Origin of the sequence: Allobosea sp. LjRoot237, from assembly GCF_964253285.1 — a bacterium.
Lineage (GTDB): Bacteria > Pseudomonadota > Alphaproteobacteria > Rhizobiales > Beijerinckiaceae > Allobosea.
In genome coordinates this window covers 523,859-542,573 of sequence record NZ_CAXUQP020000001.1, presented here as the reverse complement: position 1 = coordinate 542,573, position 18,715 = coordinate 523,859, and the positions used below count along the sequence as shown (strand labels likewise).

Annotated in this window: 18 protein-coding genes and 1 tRNA gene; 3 read left to right on the top strand and 16 right to left on the bottom strand. The window is 65.6% G+C overall.

Features of this window, described 5'->3' with window-relative positions; genetic code table 11:
• Positions 1–95 precede the first annotated feature (95 nt).
• The 5 genes from ACSQ24_RS02530 to ACSQ24_RS02510 all read right to left on the bottom strand — a co-directional run bounded on the left by ACSQ24_RS02530 (position 96) and on the right by ACSQ24_RS02510 (position 4,456).
• Complete coding sequence (locus ACSQ24_RS02530; RefSeq protein WP_436093161.1) at positions 96–1,493, bottom strand: MFS transporter; 1,398 nt, start codon at positions 1,491–1,493, stop codon at positions 96–98.
• On the bottom strand, positions 1,490–2,161 hold the full coding sequence (locus tag ACSQ24_RS02525) for an LON peptidase substrate-binding domain-containing protein (protein WP_436093160.1): 672 nt from the start codon (positions 2,159–2,161) through the stop codon (positions 1,490–1,492). Before ACSQ24_RS02525 ends, ACSQ24_RS02530 begins: the two co-directional genes overlap by 4 nt.
• A 22-nt stretch (positions 2,162–2,183) precedes the next feature.
• The gene (gene trxA, locus ACSQ24_RS02520; protein WP_436093159.1) at positions 2,184–3,083 is read right to left on the bottom strand and encodes a thioredoxin; all 900 of its coding nucleotides are present in this window, start codon (positions 3,081–3,083) and stop codon (positions 2,184–2,186) included.
• Positions 3,084–3,162: 79 nt separating this feature from the next.
• Positions 3,163–3,714 carry a prolyl-tRNA synthetase associated domain-containing protein gene (locus tag ACSQ24_RS02515; RefSeq protein WP_436093158.1) on the bottom strand — a complete coding sequence of 184 codons (552 nt, stop codon included), beginning with the start codon at positions 3,712–3,714 and terminating at the stop codon, positions 3,163–3,165.
• A gap of 22 nt (positions 3,715–3,736) precedes the next feature.
• A complete protein-coding gene (locus ACSQ24_RS02510; protein ID WP_436093157.1) occupies positions 3,737–4,456 on the bottom strand; it encodes a TIGR02117 family protein in 720 nt (239 codons plus the stop codon).
• A 179-nt stretch (positions 4,457–4,635) separates the two neighbouring features.
• Here ACSQ24_RS02510 and ACSQ24_RS02505 point away from each other — a divergent pair.
• Positions 4,636–4,710 (top strand) — tRNA-Gly (locus ACSQ24_RS02505).
• Between the two features lie 277 nt (positions 4,711–4,987).
• Here ACSQ24_RS02505 and ACSQ24_RS02500 read toward each other — a convergent pair.
• Both ACSQ24_RS02500 and ACSQ24_RS02495 read right to left on the bottom strand, forming a co-directional pair.
• Positions 4,988–6,631, bottom strand: a complete 1,644-nt coding sequence (locus ACSQ24_RS02500) for an ABC transporter substrate-binding protein (protein ID WP_436093156.1) — start codon at positions 6,629–6,631, stop codon at positions 4,988–4,990.
• Positions 6,607–8,109 carry a M81 family metallopeptidase gene (locus ACSQ24_RS02495; RefSeq protein WP_436093155.1) on the bottom strand — a complete coding sequence of 501 codons (1,503 nt, stop codon included), beginning with the start codon at positions 8,107–8,109 and terminating at the stop codon, positions 6,607–6,609. The genes ACSQ24_RS02500 and ACSQ24_RS02495 overlap by 25 nt, the downstream gene beginning before the upstream one ends.
• A gap of 543 nt (positions 8,110–8,652) precedes the next feature.
• On the opposite strand from ACSQ24_RS02495, the gene ACSQ24_RS02490 reads away from it, so the two are divergent.
• On the top strand, positions 8,653–8,943 hold the full coding sequence (locus ACSQ24_RS02490; protein ID WP_436093154.1) for a hypothetical protein: 291 nt from the start codon (positions 8,653–8,655) through the stop codon (positions 8,941–8,943).
• A 207-nt stretch (positions 8,944–9,150) separates the two neighbouring features.
• Entirely contained in the window at positions 9,151–9,393 is a 243-nt protein-coding gene (locus ACSQ24_RS02485; RefSeq protein WP_436093153.1) for a hypothetical protein, read from the top strand.
• 30 nt (positions 9,394–9,423) lie between these two features.
• On the opposite strand, the gene ACSQ24_RS02480 is transcribed toward ACSQ24_RS02485, so the two are convergent.
• The 9 genes from ACSQ24_RS02480 to ACSQ24_RS02440 form a co-directional block, all read right to left on the bottom strand.
• A complete protein-coding gene (locus ACSQ24_RS02480) occupies positions 9,424–9,858 on the bottom strand; it encodes a MucR family transcriptional regulator (RefSeq protein WP_436093152.1) in 435 nt (144 codons plus the stop codon).
• A 378-nt stretch (positions 9,859–10,236) separates the two neighbouring features.
• Positions 10,237–10,557 (bottom strand): hypothetical protein, encoded by a 321-nt coding sequence (locus ACSQ24_RS02475; RefSeq protein ID WP_436093151.1) that lies wholly within the window; start codon positions 10,555–10,557, stop codon positions 10,237–10,239.
• Positions 10,558–10,615: 58 nt separating this feature from the next.
• Positions 10,616–12,133, bottom strand: coding sequence for an aspartate ammonia-lyase (locus ACSQ24_RS02470; protein WP_436093150.1), 1,518 nt, complete (start codon positions 12,131–12,133; stop codon positions 10,616–10,618).
• Between the two features lie 45 nt (positions 12,134–12,178).
• Positions 12,179–12,859, bottom strand: coding sequence for an orotate phosphoribosyltransferase (locus ACSQ24_RS02465; RefSeq protein WP_436093149.1), 681 nt, complete (start codon positions 12,857–12,859; stop codon positions 12,179–12,181).
• Positions 12,860–12,917: 58 nt separating this feature from the next.
• Complete coding sequence (locus tag ACSQ24_RS02460; RefSeq protein ID WP_436093148.1) at positions 12,918–14,213, bottom strand: Zn-dependent hydrolase; 1,296 nt, start codon at positions 14,211–14,213, stop codon at positions 12,918–12,920.
• Positions 14,210–15,172, bottom strand: a complete 963-nt coding sequence (locus ACSQ24_RS02455; protein WP_436093147.1) for a dihydroorotate dehydrogenase — start codon at positions 15,170–15,172, stop codon at positions 14,210–14,212. Before ACSQ24_RS02455 ends, ACSQ24_RS02460 begins: the two co-directional genes overlap by 4 nt.
• A complete protein-coding gene (locus tag ACSQ24_RS02450; RefSeq protein ID WP_436093146.1) occupies positions 15,169–16,074 on the bottom strand; it encodes a dihydroorotate dehydrogenase electron transfer subunit in 906 nt (301 codons plus the stop codon). Before ACSQ24_RS02450 ends, ACSQ24_RS02455 begins: the two co-directional genes overlap by 4 nt.
• Positions 16,067–17,293 (bottom strand): MFS transporter, encoded by a 1,227-nt coding sequence (locus tag ACSQ24_RS02445; RefSeq protein WP_436093145.1) that lies wholly within the window; start codon positions 17,291–17,293, stop codon positions 16,067–16,069. Before ACSQ24_RS02445 ends, ACSQ24_RS02450 begins: the two co-directional genes overlap by 8 nt.
• Before the next feature lie 343 nt (positions 17,294–17,636).
• Positions 17,637–18,560 (bottom strand): helix-turn-helix domain-containing protein, encoded by a 924-nt coding sequence (locus tag ACSQ24_RS02440; protein WP_436093144.1) that lies wholly within the window; start codon positions 18,558–18,560, stop codon positions 17,637–17,639.
• Positions 18,561–18,715: the final 155 nt, after the last annotated feature.

Below are 18,715 nucleotides of genomic sequence, written 5' to 3'. Positions count from 1 at the left end.
TTGACCCGAGCATCTCAGGCCGGATGAGGTTTCAGCCAGTGCCTTCTCGTCATGAGATTCTCGGGTCTACGCTTCGCTCCGCCCGAGAATGACGGTCAAGCTCGCTTCACCTTCACCCCTGCGAGCAGCCAGCCGCCCAGCAGGAAAAACCCGATCAGCACCGCCAGGCCCGCGCGCTGGCTCGCGAAGATCGTCGTCGCCAGCGCGACCAGCGTCGGCCCGAGGAACGAGGTCACTTTCCCCGCCAGCGCGAACAGGCCGAAGAACTCACCGATCCGGGCCGGCGGCGCGATGCGGGCGAGCAGGCTGCGCGAGGAGGCCTGCAAGGGCCCGGCAACGAGACCGAGCAACAAGCCTAAGCCGAGATAGACCTTCTCCGGCAGCGAGGCGAAGAGCCCGTCGCCGGGCGTCGCCGGAGCCGCCTCGATCACGAAGGCGACCTGTCCCGGCCCGAGCGAGAGAATGCCGAGGCAGGCGAAGAGCAGGCAGGCGATGGCGCCGAGGATCACGCACTTGCCGCCGATAGCATCGTCGAGCTTGCCGCCGAGCCAGGCGCCGAAGGTGCCGGTGACGGTGAGCAGGATACCGAACACGCCGAGCTCGATGGTCTGCCAGCCGAACACGCCGGCGCCGTATATACCGCCGAAGGCGAAGAGCGCGACCAGCCCGTCCTGATAGATCATGTTGGCCAGCAGGAAGCGGCCGAGCCCGGGCAGAGACGGCAGTTCCGCGACCGTCGCCTTGAGTCGCGCCAAGCCGCCGGCGGCGGCTTCCTTCAGCGGGATGCCGCTGCGCGGCGTATCCGGCGTCAGCAGGAACATTGGCGCAACGAAGATCACGAACCAGAGCGCGGTGAGCGGCCCCGAGAAGCGATCGCCTTCGCGGGCGGCGGCGTCGAGCCCGAACAAGGGCGACAGGCCCGCCAGGGTCTTGCCGGTTTGCGGATCGGCGGCGAGAAGCCCGAGCGTCAGCGCCAGCGAGATCAGCCCGCCGAGATAGCCGACCGCCCAGCCGGTGCCCGAGAGCCGCCCGAGCTTCTCCGGCGGCACCAGCCGCGTCATCATCGCATTGTTGAAGGTCGTCGCGAACTCGGCACCGATCGTACCGATGACAAAACCGGTGAGTGCGATCGGCACCGCCCAGGGCGAACCGGGCCTGGCGAACCAGAGCATCCCCGAACCGATGACGAGCATGGCGCCGAACACCGCGATCCAGGGCTTGCGCGGCCCGGTCCTGTCGGCAATGCCGCCAAGCAGGGGCGAGAGCAGCGCGATGGCGAGCCCGGCGAGACCCGTCGCATAGCCCCAGAGCGCCTGGCCCTCAGCCGGATCGCTTGCCAGCGCCGATGCAAAGAAGGGCGCGAAGACGAAGGTGGTGACCAAGGTGAAGAAGGGCTGCGCCGACCAGTCGAAGAAGATCCAGGCGACGACCGAGCGCCGTGGCGGATAGACTGCCGGCGCTTCGCCGGAGACAGGCAGGGAAACGACGCTCACTGCAGTGTCGTTTCCGGGTCGGAACCGCCCCGCGCCAATTCGATCTCGGTGATCGCGACCAGCACCTCGGCCCGGCTCTTCAGGCTCGGCGCCTCCAGCAGCGCCTGCTTCTCGGGCGGGCCGAACGGGCACATCATCGAAAGCGCATTGACCAGCGCCTCGTTCGGCGCCTCGTTGACGCCCTTCCAGTCGATCTTCAGCTCGTTCGCCTTGGCGAAGCGGCGCAGCGCCTTGAGTAGAGCGGCACGGTCGACCTCATCCTCGCCGGCGCGCGCCTGGAAATCGACCGTAAAGCCATCATAGGCGATGCGGGCCTGGCGATAGGGCGTGGTGACGGAAAGCTCTTCCTCCAGCCGGAAGCGCGCGACGCCGGTGAGCGTGATGACGTAGCGGTCGTCCCCGGTCTCGGCGAACTGGGTGATGCGCCCGAGGCAGCCGACCTGGAGCAGCGCCGGCACCTGCGACTGGCGCCCGTTCTCCGGTTCGGGCTGGATCATCCCGATGACGCGGTGCGTGCGCAGCGCGTCGTCGATCATGGTAAGATAGCGCGGCTCGAAGATGTTGAGCGGCATCTGGCCGCGCGGCAGCAGCAGCGCACCCGCAAGCGGAAACAGCGGGATCACCGCCGGGCAGTCCTCAGGCCCGGAATAGACCGCGTTCATGCCCATCGGCTCGCGCTCCTCTTCCGCCTCACGAAAACAGCAGGACCGACAGCTTGCGACGACCGGCGACGCTGTGCTCGTCCATCGGCCCCCAGGCTTCGAACAACTGCAGCAGCTGCTTGCGGGCGCCGTCATCGTTCCATTTGCGGTCGGCCTTGATGATCGCGATCAGATGATCGACCGCCTCCTCGCGCTTGTCGCGGGCGTTCAGCGCCAGCGCCAGGTCGAAACGCGCCTGATGATCCTTCGGGTTCGCCGCGAGCCTGGCCTCGAGCTCGGCTGTGTCGCCGAGCGAGGCGGCCTGCTCGGCAAGCTCGACCGCGGCCCTCACCGCCGCGACGGCTGGATCCTGCGCCTTCGCTTCCGGCACCATGGCGAGGAAACCCTTGGCGCCCTCGATGTCGCCGGCGTCGAGATGGAGGCGCGCCAGGCCGGCGATCGCCGCGACGTTCTCCGGTTCGGCCGCCAGGACCTCGGCATAGAGCTCGCTCGCACCGGCTGCATCGCCCGCCTCCAAAGCTTCCGCCGCTGCCGCCAGCACCTCCTCGATCGGCCCCGGGCCCATCGGCCCCACCAGCTTTTCGATGAACGCCTTCACCTGGCTCTCAGGCTGCGCGCCCATGAACCCGTCGACCGGCTGGCCGCGCTGGAAGGCGATCACCGCCGGAATCGACTGGATGCCGAGCTGGCCGGGGATCGTCGGATGCTCGTCGATGTTCAGCTTGACCAGCTTGACCTTGCCGCCGGCCTCGCCCACCACCTTCTCGATCACCGGGGTCAATTGCTTGCAGGGCCCGCACCACGGCGCCCAGAAATCGACCAGCACCGGCTGGTTCATCGATTCGGCGATGACATCCTGGCGGAAGCCTTGCGTCGTCGTGTCCTTGATCATCCCCTTGGCCGGGGCCGCATCGCCATTGACCAGCATGGCTCGTCCTTCGCTTAGCAATCTGTCGACTTGAAATCCGGATGCCCACCGTAGCGGGCCGCCCCATAGATGGGTGGCTTCAGCCGTTCTGTCCATCGTCCGGCGGCACCGGAAGTTCAATGATGCGTGGCTCGTGCCCGGTCGCGCGCAGGAAGGCGAGCATGTCGTCGCGTGCGATGCCGAGCGTCGCCGTGTTGACCAGCGGATGGAAATTCATGCGCTCGCCGCTCATCAGGGCGGCGTCGAGCACCATGGTGACGCGCCCGCCGCGATCGTTGATCACGGCAAAGGCGGTGACCGAGCCCGGCGTCACCCCGAGCGTTTCCATCAGCAACTCAGCCGAGCCGAAGGAGAGCCGCCCGCTGGCGCCCAGCGTCTCGTGCAGCCGCTTCAGATCGATCCGTGTGCTTTCCAGCGCCGAGACCAGGAAGAGCTTCCCCTTCTTGTCCTTGAGGAACAGGTTCTTGGTGTGGTGGCCGGGAACCTTGCCGCGCAATTCCTTCGATTCGGCGACGGTGAAGACCGCGACATGGTCGATGCGCGTGGTCGCGATGCCGAGCGCATCGAGCGTGGCGATCAGATCGGCGGGCGTCGCCGGCTTTGGTACATCGATCGGCAGGGCGAAATTCATCCGGGCAGCTCGGGCTTTCTGGTCAGCGCTCCCCAGCATCGCCGGGGCCGAGCGACCACATGAGCGATTGCGCCAGCGGCGTCCAGAGCCCGATCGGCAGGCCGGCCTTGCGTAAGCCCTCCCCGGTCCAGACATTGCAGCTGCGCAACAGCCAGAAGCGATCGCACCCGCGCAGGAAGGCATCGCCGTTTCCATGGCTGACCCCAGACAGGATCACGGGTCCATCCGTCTCGTCCAGCTGGAGGCTGGCCTCGACATGGCCGACGAGCGCGCGATATCCCGCCTCGCTGATCGTGAAGCTGCGCAGGTCCGTCCCTGTCCGGACCGCCGCGACCGGCTGGACATGCACGACCGAGCGATCGAAGGCGGTGGCCTTCAGGATCAGGCCCAATGACAGATCGGCCAGGGTGCCGAGCTCGGTATAGGCCGTCTCGGCGCCCCAGCCGAAGGCGATCCAGGGCGCGTCGCGATAGGGCTCGGTCAAAGGCGAAGCCGCCAGCAGCGGCCGCCAATCCCGGCCCGCGCTCACCGTCGGCAGCACGATGTCGCTGTGGAAGCCGTTGCTCGCGACATAGATCGTGACGTTTCGCTCGCCGGGCTGCGCCGGCCCGAAACCAAATGGCAGGGCGCCGGCGGCGACCGCCAGCGCGCAGACAAGCGCGAGTGCCGCCAGGCCCAATGCGACATGGCGCAAGCCGCACCCGAATCGCTCGATCCTGCCTCCCGCTGCTGCCTTCGCCATGCCGATCCCGCTTCCTCGCTCGAACCAGAAGATCGGAAAGAGGGGCTGGGAAGTCCAGATTCCAATGGGGGAAATGGCCGCCCGGCAGGTCTGTGTGAAATTCCTGCAACAAGGCGCTTGCGCTTCCCGCCGCTTTGGGGCAATAACCCGGCCGCGCCACCGGCGCGACTGTCTCGGATGCGGGTGTAGCTCAGGGGTAGAGCACAACCTTGCCAAGGTTGGGGTCGAGGGTTCGAATCCCTTCGCCCGCTCCAGACAATCTCAAGGCTTGAGAAGCATGCAAGCGTCGGGTTTCCCGGCGCTTTTTGCTTTTCTGGCCTGGGCGGTTCGGGGTGAATTCTGGACGGCTCCGAAAGCCTGTCTGCGGTTACAAGCACGCCTCGGTGCCGTAGGGGCCGCGCTATCGTGCTCCAGCTAATCCTCGCCATTTGAAGCAATTTTCCCGATGCCACTGCAGGAAATGCGGATGCAGGCGGTCGCGGGCTCGCAATGGCGGTAGTGCTCGACCTGTCTTGCCGATGAAGCTGCGTATCAGGCCGCTCGCACGTTCCAAGGATAGGGCGAGATGCCTTCGAGAACTCCGGTGATCCGCTTGGTGAAGGCAGTTTTGACGAAATACTGGCCGAGCGGGACGGTCGCCACCTCCTGTAGCGCGATCGCGTTGATCTCGACGGCCAGGCGCTTCTGCTCGGCTTCGGTCGGGGCGTAGAGATAGGCCTGGACCTTCTCTTCGACCGCTGCGTTCTTCCACCAGCCAAACCAGCCGGCGTCGCCCTGTCCGCGCACCAATGGCGAGATCGCCGGATCGGCATAGCTGACTGCCGGGCCTGCTGTTGTAAAGATGCTCCAGCCGCCCTTCTCGACCGTTTCGCGCGAGGCACGGCGCTGCACGAGCGTGCCCCAATCGCTGGCAACGAGGTCGACATTCATACCGAGTTGCTTGAGGACGGCGAAGGCAACCTGAGCGAAGGCATTGACGACTGGCAGGTCGCTCGCGGTCAACACCACCGCCTTCTCGCCCTTGTAACCGGAGGCAGCCAGGAGGCGCTTAGCCTCCGCCATGTCGCCACGCATCAGCGTCTTGCCGGCGGCCTCGTCGGCGAGGGGGGTGCCGCACGGAAACAGACTGAGACATTCCTTGAGCATGCTGTTGTCGTCGCCAACATAGCCGCGCAGAAAATCCTCCTGCTTGATCGCCATCAGGACCGCACGCCGTACGGCGGGATTGTCGAATGGTGCCTGCAGGGTGTTCATGCGCAGCATGGCGAGCCGGCCTGCCGGCTGGTCGATTTGCAACTGCATGCCGTCCTGCGCGAGACTGGCATAAAGATCCGGGAGGGGCTGCGCCCACCAGTCGATCTCATTTCTCTTCATTGCGGCGGCAACAGTGGAGGCGTCGCCAATGATATGCCATTCGATGCGCTGGAAGTGTGCGACCTTGCCACCGCTGCCCCATTCCGGCGCCTCCGGGCGCGGCACATAGTTGTCGAACTTGGCATAGGCCAGCCTGCTGCCCTCGACCCAATCCTCCTTCAGGAAGCGATAGGGGCCTGAACCCGTGGTGTCCGTGATCGCCTTGAAGGCATCCGTCCGTGCGACCCGCTCGGGCATGATGAACAGCCCCGAGGTATCGGGCTTGGCGAGCGCGTTCAGCACCAACGGGAATGGCCGCGTCAGCCGAATGACCAACGTGCGGTCGTCGGGTGTCTCGTATTTCTCGACCACCTTGGCCATTAATTGGCCGAAGGGATCGCGCTTTGCCCAGCGCTCTATGCTAGCAGCGCAATCGATGCTGCGGACCGGCGTGTTGTCGTGGAACTTCAGCCCTTCGCGCAGCCGGATGCGCCAGGCGAGACCATCAGCCGTGACCTCGTAGCCTTCCGCCATCTGCGGCTTGATCTGGAAGTTGCGATCGAAGGCAAACAGTGTGTCATAGACGTAGTAGGCATGGTTGGTCGTTACCGTCGCGCCCGTCCAAACCGGATCCAGCGAGACCAGATTGGATTGTGGGACATAGCGCAATGTGCTGACGGGTTGGGCAAGCGCCGGGCGTGCCAGCGCCGGCAGCGCGGCGGTCGCAGCGACGCCCTTCAGAAAGGTGCGACGATGCAATGGACGACGAGGCATGGAAGGACGATCTCCGGTGATGCTCATTGAACCGGCCGGCCGGCGCACTTGCGAATGCCAGGCCGGACATGGCGGAAGGGCAACGTAGATGGATCGACGATCACCGGTCCCGGCGACGCGGCGACGATGATGCGCTCGGCGATCGGCTCGTAATCTGCCCGGAAATGCACCGATGACTTCAGCACGATGATCGGGCACTCGGTGGGCTCGACACCAAGATGGCGCAGGATCGCCTGATCGTAGGCCTGCGTCTTGCGGCTCGCAATCATCACCTTGATGCCCGGCTCAAACGCGACCAGCGCCGTCGCTCCCAGCTTCGCGCGATTGCCGTGGCCCATCGGGCCGGTCAGCGTGAAATTGCCATCGCCGAGCTTGAGCACTCGGGCGAGGCCTGAAAACGGCACGCCATCGGACTTGCCGCCGAGATCGAGCTGCAAGGTCGCGCCCTCTCCGGCAGCGTGACAGGCGCGGGCGGAGTCCGCGTCGTTGATCAGGCAGATCACCGCTCCTTGGGCGCCCTGTCCGACCAGTTCAGCCAGGAGGCCGGTCGTGTCGCAATGGCCGCCACCACCGGGATTGTCCTGCGTATCGGCCAGGATCACCGGGCGATGTGCGCCCTTGGCAGTCTTCAAGGCCTCGGCCACCGCCGCGGCGCCGGGTATGGCGTCAGGGCGGAAATCGTTCTCTCGCGCGTTCAGATAGGCCAGAAAGGCATCCGCCGCCGCGTCGGCCTGCCCCTGGGTGTCGGCGTGGCAGGAGACCGCGGCGCCGCAATCGGCAAAATCGGCGTAGGGGAAGCCAAAGCAGAAGCCAAGTTCGGCGACCTCGAACTGCGCGCTGATCGCCGCGCATTCCGCCATCACGCTGCGCATCGGTTCGGTCATCGTGCATTGGCCGCTCAGCGTGAACCAGTAATCGAGCTGCCGGAACGCCTTGGCGAAAGGTACGCCGCGCGCGACCCGCGCCAGCAGCAGCTTCGCAGCACGGGCGCCGGTCTCGCGCTTGTCGACATGTGGGTAGGTTAAATAGGGCGCGATACCGTCGCTGCAGGCGACCATTTCCGCCGTCAGGTTGGCATGCGGATCGAGGCTGATCACCACCGGCACATCGGGGCCGAGGATGCGCCGCAACCGCAACAGCAACTCACCCTCCGCGTCAGGGATGCTGTCGGTCAGAGCTGCGCCATGCAAGTCGAGATACACACCGTCGAGCGGGCCCGCCAGCAGCGCGTCGGAGACATCGGCGCAGAGCATCGCCGCAATCCGCTCGAAGGCTCCATCCTCGATCGGCCCCGCCGGCATGCCGAGACACCAGAGCAGCGGCACGAGCGTGGCGCCGTCCGCCTCGAAGACGGGAATCGCGCCGGCAAGCGCTGTCGCCGTACCGGCGATCTCCGCCATTAACGCCGCTCCCCGCGTCAGCGGGGGAAAGCCCGCGGGATGCAGGAAATCCGAAAAGACCGTCGCCTTAGGGGCGAAGGAATGGGTTTCATGCTGAAAACCGCCAATGGCAAGACGAAGGGACATAGAATAGGTCTCGGGTTTCGCGATCACTGCGGTAACAGACGCTGTCACGCTTACATTGTTGATCTGCCCCTATCCGTCGTCAGAACAATTGGCGCAGGTCGTAGCGTGGATCAGCGGAACATCGGCCTGTCCGAGGGTTGATGCTATGCGGCGAGCTAGCGGTGCTGCAAGCGTAGGTATTCGCTAGTCTGTTGAGAGCCAGCTCGGGAAAATTGAACCGGTCGGATAAGTGGAGCTTCTGCCTGAACGCGACATGATGGCCGCGACAGGAGAGAGCTGCCCCGGCGAACGCGCCGTTTCGGGGATATCGGCCGGCTTCACGAGACACACCCGGAACTCCCATTGATGGTCGCACAAGTGTAATCGTCGCCGCTTCCGAATTCACAGCATGCCAGGAATGGGGCGCAGCGTAGCGGCATGGCAGCAGCGCCGCGAAGGCCTGCGGAACTCAGCTCGCCGCCTTATCAGGGGCGTCGGGCAGCGGCGCGTACAATGGCACGGACATTGAACGGTCGCTTAGTCTCGTCATTGAGTTGCATCAGAGTGACACAAATCAGTTCCCCATCGGGATACACGCCCGAAGAACGAGCCAGGGAGCTCATCGACGGGTTTACGACGACGCTGCATTCGTCGTCGATTCCGATTGTTCTTGCCAATCGAGACAAGGCCCTGGCTCAGGCCACCTTGGTCATCTCGGCTGCCGAGCACGACGCTATCGCAGCGGTCGCAAAAATGTTCGATCGGCTTGCGAGTTCGGGCGTCATGACGATCTCGACGGAAAAGGCGGCCGAGCTGATACACGAAATGCTCGACGAGCCCGAAACCCCTAACTGATCGTCCAAGAATACCTGCTCCATCCACCATCGCATGCGAAAGTTGCGCAGCGCGCCCAGTACCGCTCGCTTACTGCCGCGCTCCCCGAGTGCGGTCATTTCCCGGTCCATTTCGTCTGCCCGCACCTGCGCTGGCTCGTGCGTAGATATGCTCTTGATCTCGCCCACAAGAACAAACTAAGAACTTCGAATTGGCGGGATGCAAGCAATGACAGCGCGAATTCGGGTTCTGCGGACGTGGCCGGACATCGATCACCTCTTCCATGTCGAAGACGAAGCGGGTGAAAAAATCGCCGTCATCACACACGACAAGTATGCTCCCGACGGCTCGCCGCGATGGCACTGGGCGATGTCAAAGGGCAAACGCCGGTCGGTAGCCGAGTTCGGCCGTTGCCACGACATCGAGCAGGCAAAGCGGAAGATCCGCGTAATCTGCCGGGATGTCAGCTAAGGTGGCTCGGGACGCGGGCTTGAGTTGCGATCATTTCCGCTGGTTTCGCCTCTTCGGGGCGCTCTGGCCCTTCTTGCGACCAAGGCCCAGGCTCTTGGCCATTCGCGAGCGCGCTTCGGCGTAGTTCGGGGCGACCATCGGGTAGTCGGCGGGCAGGTCCCATTTGGCGCGGTATTCGTCGGGCGACATGTCGTAGGCCGAGCGCAGGTGCCGTTTCAGCGACTTGAACGGCTTGCCGTCCTCCAGGCTGTAGATGGCGTCGGGCGTCACGGATTTTCTGATCGGGACCGCCGGTACGGGCTTTTCGGCCGGCGGAGCTGCCGGCTCCTGACCGAGGCGGCCCAGCGCCGCGTGGGTCTGTTCGATGAGACCGGCAAGATCGGCCTGGGGAAGCCGGTTATGGCGAACGAAGGCCGCGACGACCATCGCAGACAATTCGAGCAATTCCGTTGAGTATTTGGACATTATGCTTCCGCCCCTAGAACAGACACCGTCTTTTCTAAGTGCGCGTTGCCACCCGAAGCAACGGCGATCACCATTTATACAGCTTCAAATCCAGGCAACTCACTCGCATTGCGCGAGGATAACTGCCGTATCGATCTGAACGCGCACTCTCACCGCTCCCGGAACGCCTTTGCGATCTGATCCCTGAGTGGTTTGACGATGTATTCGAGCGGGATCCGCACCGATACCGTACAGGAGTTTTCTGTTTGGCCGTTGCTGGCTTTAGGGCCGACTCGCCAGAGTTTAGCGCCTTGATAATAGCACCTCGGGGAGAACCGTATGGATCCCCGCCATTCGCAGACAGTGATGTTACACCCCGAACTGGAGTGCATCGGAGCCTCACCGTTCCTGCGACCAGGCGAGCTCGCTGGTTCCGATCTGGTTGAGCAATGCAAGGTGGTCGGACGGGCCAGCAGCCCCTTGGCCGACGGCCTTTTCGAGGAGCTCGATCAGCTGGTCGAGCGCTCGTGCGGCCACCTCGGCGGACAATGGTTGACCGTCGTAAGCATCGGCGAAGCGGCCGGCCAGATCGGCGAGCAGACGCAGGAGTGCAGCGTGCTCCGGCTCGACAGCGCGCAGGGCCAGGGCTCGATCCTGAAATTCGACATAGGTGCGAAGGCTGCCCTTCTGCTGCAGCAGCCAGTTCAAAAGCTCTTTCATCGTTCCTCTCTGCGGGGTGTCGATCGCGTCCTGCGCGGGCCGGCGATACGGCCCGAAATCACGCGCGCGAGGGGGTTGGCGGCCTGGCGCGCGCGGGTGCCGTCATGGCGTCGATGCGCAGCAATTCGTCGAGCTCGGCGCGCGTCAGCAACCCCTCCTCGAGCACGATCTCGGCAACCTTGCGCTTTTCGGCGAGCGCACGCTTGGCGACGCGCGAGGACGCTTCGTAGCCGAGCGCGGGGACCAAGGCTGTGACCAGCCCGATCGAATCCTCGACCAGGGCCAGACAGCGTTCGCGATCGGCCTCGATGCCGACGACACAGCGCGTCGCCAACGTCGTCACCGCCGCGGTGAGGTGGCGCAGCGACGAGAGCAGGCAATAGCCGATGGTCGGTTCGAAGGCGTTGAGCTGGAGCTGGCCGCCCTCGGCGCAGAGCGTCACCGTGAGGTCGTGACCGATGACCATGAACGCGACCTGGTTGACCACCTCGGGGATGACCGGATTGACCTTGCCCGGCATGATCGAGGACCCCGCCTGGACTGCCGGGAGGCGGATCTCGCTGAAGCCGGCGCGCGGCCCGCTCGACAGCAGCCGCAGGTCGTTGCAGATCTTCGAGAGCTTGACGGCGACGCGCTTGAGCACGCCGGAGAACAGCACGAAGGCGCCCATATCCGAGGTCGCCTCGATCAGGTTGGTGGCCGGCACGAGCGGCAGGCGCGCCGAGCGCGCGAGCTCTTCGATGGCGAGCGCCGCATAGCGCGCATCGGCGGTGATGCCAGTGCCGATTGCGGTCGCGCCGAGATTGACCTCGCGGAACAGCGCGGCAGCCTCGCGCAGGCGCGAGACATCCTCCTTGATCGTCGTGAAATAGGCGTCGAATTCCTGGCCGAGCGTCATCGGCACGGCATCCTGAAGCTGGGTGCGGCCGATCTTGAGCACGTCGGCGAATTCGACCGCCTTCGCCTTGAAGGCGAAGGCGAGTTCGTCGAGCGCCGCGATCAGGGGTTCGGTCGCGAAGATCACCGCGAGGCGCAATGCCGTCGGATAGGCGTCGTTGGTCGATTGCGCCATGTTGACGTCGTCATTGGGATGGAGCGCGGCATAGTCGCCCTTCGGCCGCCCCATCAGCTCCAGCGCGACATTGGCCACGACCTCGTTGGCGTTCATGTTGGTCGACGTGCCGGCGCCGCCCTGGACGGCGTCGACGACGAACTGGTCATGGAAGCGGTTCTCTCCGGCGATCAGATCGCAGGCGCGTTCGATCGCGTCAGCTTTCTCCGCCGGCAGATTGCCGAGGCGCCGGTTGGCGCGGGCCGCGGCCTGCTTGACCAGCACGAGCGAACGCACCAGTTCGGGAAAATGGCCGATCGGCACGCCGGTGATCGGAAAATTCTCGACCGCGCGCAAGGTATGGATGCCCCAATAGGCGTCCGCGGGTACATCGGCCTCGCCGAGCAGGTCATGCTCGCGGCGGATCGAAACCTCAGCCAGCGCAATGGTCTGCGTCTTGGCGACTTGCACTGTATCCGGGCGCGACGCATCGGGCGGCGGAGCAGTCGCAGCATCGTCGGCCATGTCGGATCCCTTTCGCCGTCCAGCCATCACAAGTCATTTCCTGCTTCAGGTCCGGACGACGAGGCTAGCGCGGCCGCCATGACGGGTCGACCAGGCGACGGGATCAGCCAGGAAGCGCTCGATCTCGGCACGATCCTCCGGCGCGAGGCGCTGGCTGGCCTCGGCGCGCAGCACGTCGCCCCATGTCGCCAGGGCGTGGAGCGTCAGACCGGCCTCCTGCAGCCGGGCGCCGGCGCCGGGGAAGACATCATGATAGAAGATCGTCACGACATGCTGGACATCGGCACCCGCCGCCCGCAGGCCACGGGCGAAATTGAGCTTGCTGCCGCCGTCGGTGGTCAGGTCGTCCATCAGCAACACGCGCAGGCCCTCGACCGGCCCGCCCTCGACCTGGGCATTGCGCCCGATGCCGAGCGGGCGCTTGCGGACATAGCGCAGCTTCAGGGCCAGCCGGTCGGCGAGCCAGGCGGCAAAGGGGATGCCGGCCGTCTCGGCACCGGCGATCGCGTCAAAGCTATCAGCCGGAAAGGCCGCGCCGGCATAGCGGGCGGCGAGGTCGGTCACCGCCTGGCGCAGTTGCGGATCGCCGAGCAGCAGGCGGACATCGACATAGACAGGGCTCGCCCAGCCGGCGGCCAGAATGAAGGGCTGCTGGCGGCTGACATGGATCGCGCCGGCCCTGAACAGGAGCTGCGCGACCTCCTGGCCTATCTCGGTCGCCGTCATCGTCTCACCTCTCTGTCGGCGGCCTCGCGTGGCACGATATCGAACAAGGTTGAAATGCTCACCGCACAGCCTCCCTGATGGCATCGCGCATCACCGCGACGCCGGCGAGGAAATCATCGATCGCCATCGCCTCATTGGGATTATGCGAACCGTGCTCGTTGCGCACGAAGATCATCGCACTGGGGATGCCGACATTGGCGAAGACCGCCGCATCATGGCCGGCGCCGCTCGGAATCTCCTCGTCGGGCAGGCCGAGATTGCGCGCGGCAGTTTTGAGCCTGGTGATCCAGCCCGCATCCATCACGGCGGGAGCGGATTCGAGCCGCCGATCGACACGGAACTCGACCCCCCTCTCCTCGCCGACCAAGCCGCACTCCGAGAGGAAGAGGTCGTAGAAGGCCTCCAGCGTCTCGCGGTCCTGGCTGCGCACCTCGAAGGAGAAGCGCACCAAACCGGGAATCCGCGCGATCGCGTGCTCCTGCGGATCGGTGCCGAGCACGCCCGCCGTTATGACGACGTCGCGGCCGCGCTCCAGCAGCGTACGCCAGTGCCGGTCGAGATGGGTGATCAATTCGGCAGTGGCGAAGACCGCATCGCGCCGCAGCCAGCGCGGCACCGCGCCGGAATGGCCGGCCTCGCCGAGGCATTCAACGGTGCGATGCCGGACATTGCCGCGGATGCCGGTGACGATGCCGACCGGCAGGTCGCGCGCCACCAGCACCGGGCCCTGCTCGATATGGAGTTCGATCCAGGCTGCAACATCAGCGGGATCAAGCAGCGGCTCAGCCCTCTCGACGCGGGCCATGTCGACGCCGACGGAGGCCATGCACTCCGCCAGGCTTTGCCCGCTGGCATGGTCGCGCACGGCAAGATCGGCCGCCGAGAGTTTCCCGAACAGGGCGCTGGAGCCCATATAGGCCTTGCCGAAGCGGGCGCTCTCCTCGCCGCGCAGCCCGTAGACCTTGATGGTCCGGCGCGGAACGAAGCCCTCGTCCTTGAAGCGGGCGATGATGGCAAGGCCGGCGATGACACCGGCCGCGCCGTCGAAATTGCCGCCCTGCGGCACGGAATCGAGATGCGAGCCGCAGGCGAGGAAGGGCAGCTCCGGCTCGCGGCCCTCCAGCGTGATAACGAGGTTGGCGCCGGCGTCGCGCTCTGTCGCGAGACCGAGCTCGCGCGCTTTCGCCTCGACGATGTCGAGCGCCAGCGACTCGCGCTCGCTATAGGCTTCGCGAGTGATGCCGACGCCGTCGCCCGTGGCCTCGCGCAGGGCGTCGAAGAGGATCACCGACAGGGCGCGGTCGCGCTCGTCACCGCTGAAGATGTTGCGCATCGCGGCAGGTTGCGCGGTCACGAGACCGGGTCCAGCCAGGCGAGATCGGGCTCGTCAGCCTCCTCGATCACGACGCCGCGGATCAGATCGGTGACACGCGGAATCTCGCGATGCAGGCAGAAGCTTCTGAGCCCGTCGATGATCGTCGTCATCGCCGCCGGCTGCAGGAAGGTCGCCGTGCCGACCTGCACCGCGCTGGCGCCAGCGAGCATGTACTCGATCGCGTCCTCGGCGGTGGAGATGCCGCCGCAACCGATCACCGGGATCTTCACTGCCTTGGCGCATTGGAAGACCTGGCGCAGCACGATCGGCTTGATCGCCGGTCCCGAGAGCCCGCCCATGATGTTGCCGAGGCAGGGCTTGAAGCTCTTCAGGTCGATCGCCATCGACAGGATGGTATTGGCGACCACGACCGCATCAGCGCCCGCGGCCTCGGCAGCGCGCGCCACCTCGGGCACGTCGCCGGTATTGGGCGTGAGCTTGACCCAGAGTGGCAGCTCGGTCGCAGCGCGCAGCAGGCGCGTCACCTTCTCGGTCGATTGCGCCCGCATCGCGAAGGCCTTGCCGTCCTCCTCGATGTTCGGGCAGGAGATGTTGGCCTCGATCGCGGCGACGCCGGGGATCGAGAGCTCCGCCGCAAGGCTGGCGAAGCCTTCCGCCGTCGGCGCCGAGATCGAGACGACCAGCGGCGTGTCGTAGGCCGCGTAATGCGGCATGATCGTCTCGATGAAATAAGGCACGCCCTTCGATGGGATGCCGATGGCGTTGATCAACCCGCCCGGCCGCTCGACTACGCGCGGCAGCGGATTTCCGGCGCGCAGTTCACGGGTGATCGTCTTGGTGACGAAGGCACCGAGCCGGTTGAAGTCCATCACCTTCTCCAGCCCCTCGGCGAAGGTGCCGGACGCCGGCATGACCGGATTGCGCAGGTTAAGCCCGCCGATCGCGACTGAGAGGTCGACATTGGGAGTTATGCTCATGGCAGCGCCTCCATCAGGTCGAAGACCGGGCCGTCCCAGCAGACGCGCCGGTTGACGATCTCGCCATTGACGTTGAAGTCGCGCACGCAGCAGTAGCAAAGGCCGATTCCGCAGGCCATTTGCTGCTCCATCGCGACCTGCCCGGGCAGCCCGAACTCGCGCGCCAGGCGCTGCTGCACCCGCATCAGCCGGCTCGAGCCGCAGGTGAAGAAGGCATCGCAGCGGCCGTCGGCGACAAGGCGGCGCAGGATGCGCTCGACATTGGCAGGCCCGCTGGTCTGCTCGGCATCGGTGACGGCGATGACGTCGGCACCATGGCGATGGAAGAGGTCGACGGAGACGAGGAGGTCGGGCCGCCTTGCGCTGAAGACCGCGGTCACCTGCGTGCCATTGGCCTTCGCCGCCCTGGCGAGCGGGGCGAGCGTCGCCAGCCCCGCCCCGCGTCCGACCGCGACGATGTGGCGCCAGCCCGGATCCAGCGTGAAGCCGACGCCGAGCGGCCCCATGATGTCGAGCCGATCGCCCGGCTTCAGCGTATCGAGCCCGCGCGTGCCGGCGCCCGTCACCTTGTAGAGGAACTCGATCTGACGCTTGTCGGGGTCGGCGCCGTAAAGGCTCATCGGCCGGCGCAGGAAGGGCTGCTCGCCCGCCGGCTGCGGGCAGAGCAGCTGGAAGAACTGTCCCGGCTGCGCTTGCGCGGCCTCTTTACTGCAGTCCACCACGAGGTGCCGGTACTCGGCATTCACAGCCTCGTTCTGCACGACCTCGGCGAGCTCGGCGACGATGCTCGCCTTCCATGGTGCGCCCGAGCAGGCGCTGCCTGCTGCGGTCGCGATGGGCCGCGCGGCCATGTGAGACTGATCGAGCTGGATCGACATGACGATGCCCTTGCCGTCAGGCAAGCTCGGCGCCGCGTCGCTCCGGAATCAGGAACCACATGGCGAGGATGTCGAGCAGATAGAGCGTCGCCAGCAGCGCGATCGCCAGCTCGAAGCTGTAGGCTGCCGCGATCGTCCCGACGACGAGCGGTCCGAAGCCGCCGACGCCGCGCCCGATATTGAACAGCACGTTCTGCGCCGTCGCGCGCGCCGTCGTCGGGAAGAGCTCGCTGATCAGCGCGCCATAGCCGCCGAGCATGCCGTTGACGAAGAAGCCCATGACTGCGCCGGCGACCAGGAGCTGGAACGGATCGGTCAGCCGCGAATAGACGATGACCATCACGGCGGCGCCGAGCATGTAGCCGAAGAAGGCCGGGCGGCGCCCGATGCGATCGGCGATATGGCCGAAGGCGTAGATGCCGACCGCCATGCCGGCGATGGTGACCGAGGTCCAGACGGCAGACTGTGTCAGGGCGAAGCCGAAGCGGGTCGCCAGATAATTCGGCAACCAGATCATCACGCCGTAATAGCCGAAGTTCTGGACCGAGCAGAGCACGACCATGCCGAGGCTCAGCTTGGTGGTGTCCCAGTCCTTGACCAGCAGGCGCAGCGCCGACTCCTTCGGCCGATCCTTGGAACGGGCGACGAAGACCTCGGGCTCGTGCAGCGAGTGGCGAATGAAGTAGGCCGCGACAGCCGGCAGGATGCCGATGGCGAACATGCCGCGCCAGCCGATCGTCGGCAGCAGGATGGGGGTGGCGATCGCTGCCGCCAGCACCCCGACCTGCCAGCCGAGGCCGACATAGGACGACGCCCGCGCCCGCTTCGAGGCCGGCCAGGCCTCGGCGACCAGGGCCATGCCGATGCCGAATTCACCGCCGAGGCCAAGGCCGGCGATGGTGCGGTAGATCAGCAGGTCCCAATAGCCCTGCGCCAGCGCGCACATGCCGGTGAAGACAGCGAAGAGGACGATGGTCCAGGTCAGGACGCGGACGCGGCCGATGCGGTCCGAGAGCATGCCGAAGCCAATGCCGCCAAGCACCGCGCCGATCAGCGTGGCGGTGACGAGCGAGGCGGCCTGGCCCTGGGTGAGCTGCAGATCGGCCGAGATCGTCCGCAGCATGAAACCGAGGATCAGCAGGTCGAAGCCGTCCATGGCATAGCCGATGGCAGCGCCCCACAGGGCCTTGCGGGCCTTGCTGTCGACTTCGGTCGGAGAGGAGATGGCGATGGAGCCGCTCATGGCTGCCTGACTGTCACTCACGGTGAATTCCCCCGTTTTGCTTTTTTCGTTGCGTGCTGAAACGCAAATAGATCGGCGCGCGCCTTCCGCGCGCCGCTTCCGGCCCGTTCAAAATCACTGGAGTTTGGGCGTTCGCCCGTCGTTCTCAGGACGCCTGGATGCGTCTCTTGGCGGCCGAAGGATCAATCTCGGCCGCGGATAATCCCGTCTGCGCCGGGCAGGCCCAACGCCGTTTCTCAGTCACCTATCTCACGATGTAATCTCAATTGCAATACTAATCTCAATTTTGCGACACTCCCGGCGCACTCGGGCGCCGCCGCTGCATCCGGGCATCGGGCAGATATCAGACCAGGTTCGATGACGGCCTTCGGATTGCAGGCCGTGCTATCCCCGAGCGCTCGATCGCGGCCCGCAGCACCGCTCCGGCCTCGCTGCCCTTCAAAGCGCGGCGCCAAAGATCGTTGGCGATCTCCTCGTAGAGACGCACCGGTTCCTCATCCGCGGTCAGCATCGCGATGCCCGACCGGATGTTCGGCAACTCGCCGCCCAGGCGAAACGGGCTCAGTCCAAGCAGCGTCTTTTCCGAGGTGCGGAACAGCTGGAACGTGATGTTCGGCAGCGTCTCCTCGATCAGGCCGATCTGGACCCCCATCGGCTCGCTCTCGATCAGGCCTATCAGGTGCTCGATCTCGGTTCGTGCGGCCAGCCGCCGCCGGGTCAGCTCGCTATCGGGCAGGTTGAACCGGCCGACGACACCGAGCTTGAGCCAGCGTTCGATCTCGAGGACGTTGACGAAATTGACGACACTCAGCCGGCGCCGTTTGCGCGCCCGCTTGCGATCATCGAGGATCGCGATGATCGCGTCGATTTCCCCGATCGCCTGCTCGCGCTCGGTTATGTGAGACGGAAGCGCTTCGATGAGGGTTTGCCGCAAATAGCCGGAGTAGTCGTCCGAGGTCAGCAGATAGGACAGCGGCGGGAAGTGGGCGATGACCTGGTCTGCCTGCTCCTCGATCTGCCGCATCCGCTCGAAATAGCTGATCGGGCTGGAATAATATTCAACGCCGGCCCCGAGCAGCGAGGCGACGGTCGTCTCCAGCAACACCGCCAGCCGTTCCAGGGTTTCGATCTTGACGACGCCGCCGCCTTCGATCCGATAGACCGCCGCCCGCGAGATTCCGAGCCGCTCGGCAACGTCTTCGGCCAAAAGCCCCCGCCCCAGGCGGTAGGCCTTCAGGCGCTCACCGATTTCGTCGAACCGGATCATCAAACCTGCCTGGGGATCTGCCGAATCTCACAATGCCATATCAGATACAGCGCTTTCCGGTCCGGCGCGAACGCCGCTTGACCAGGATGCAGGCGATCAAAGAAAAGGGCCCGCGTCGTCCGCGAGCCCCTTCCGAAGTCGACAATGATCCTTCG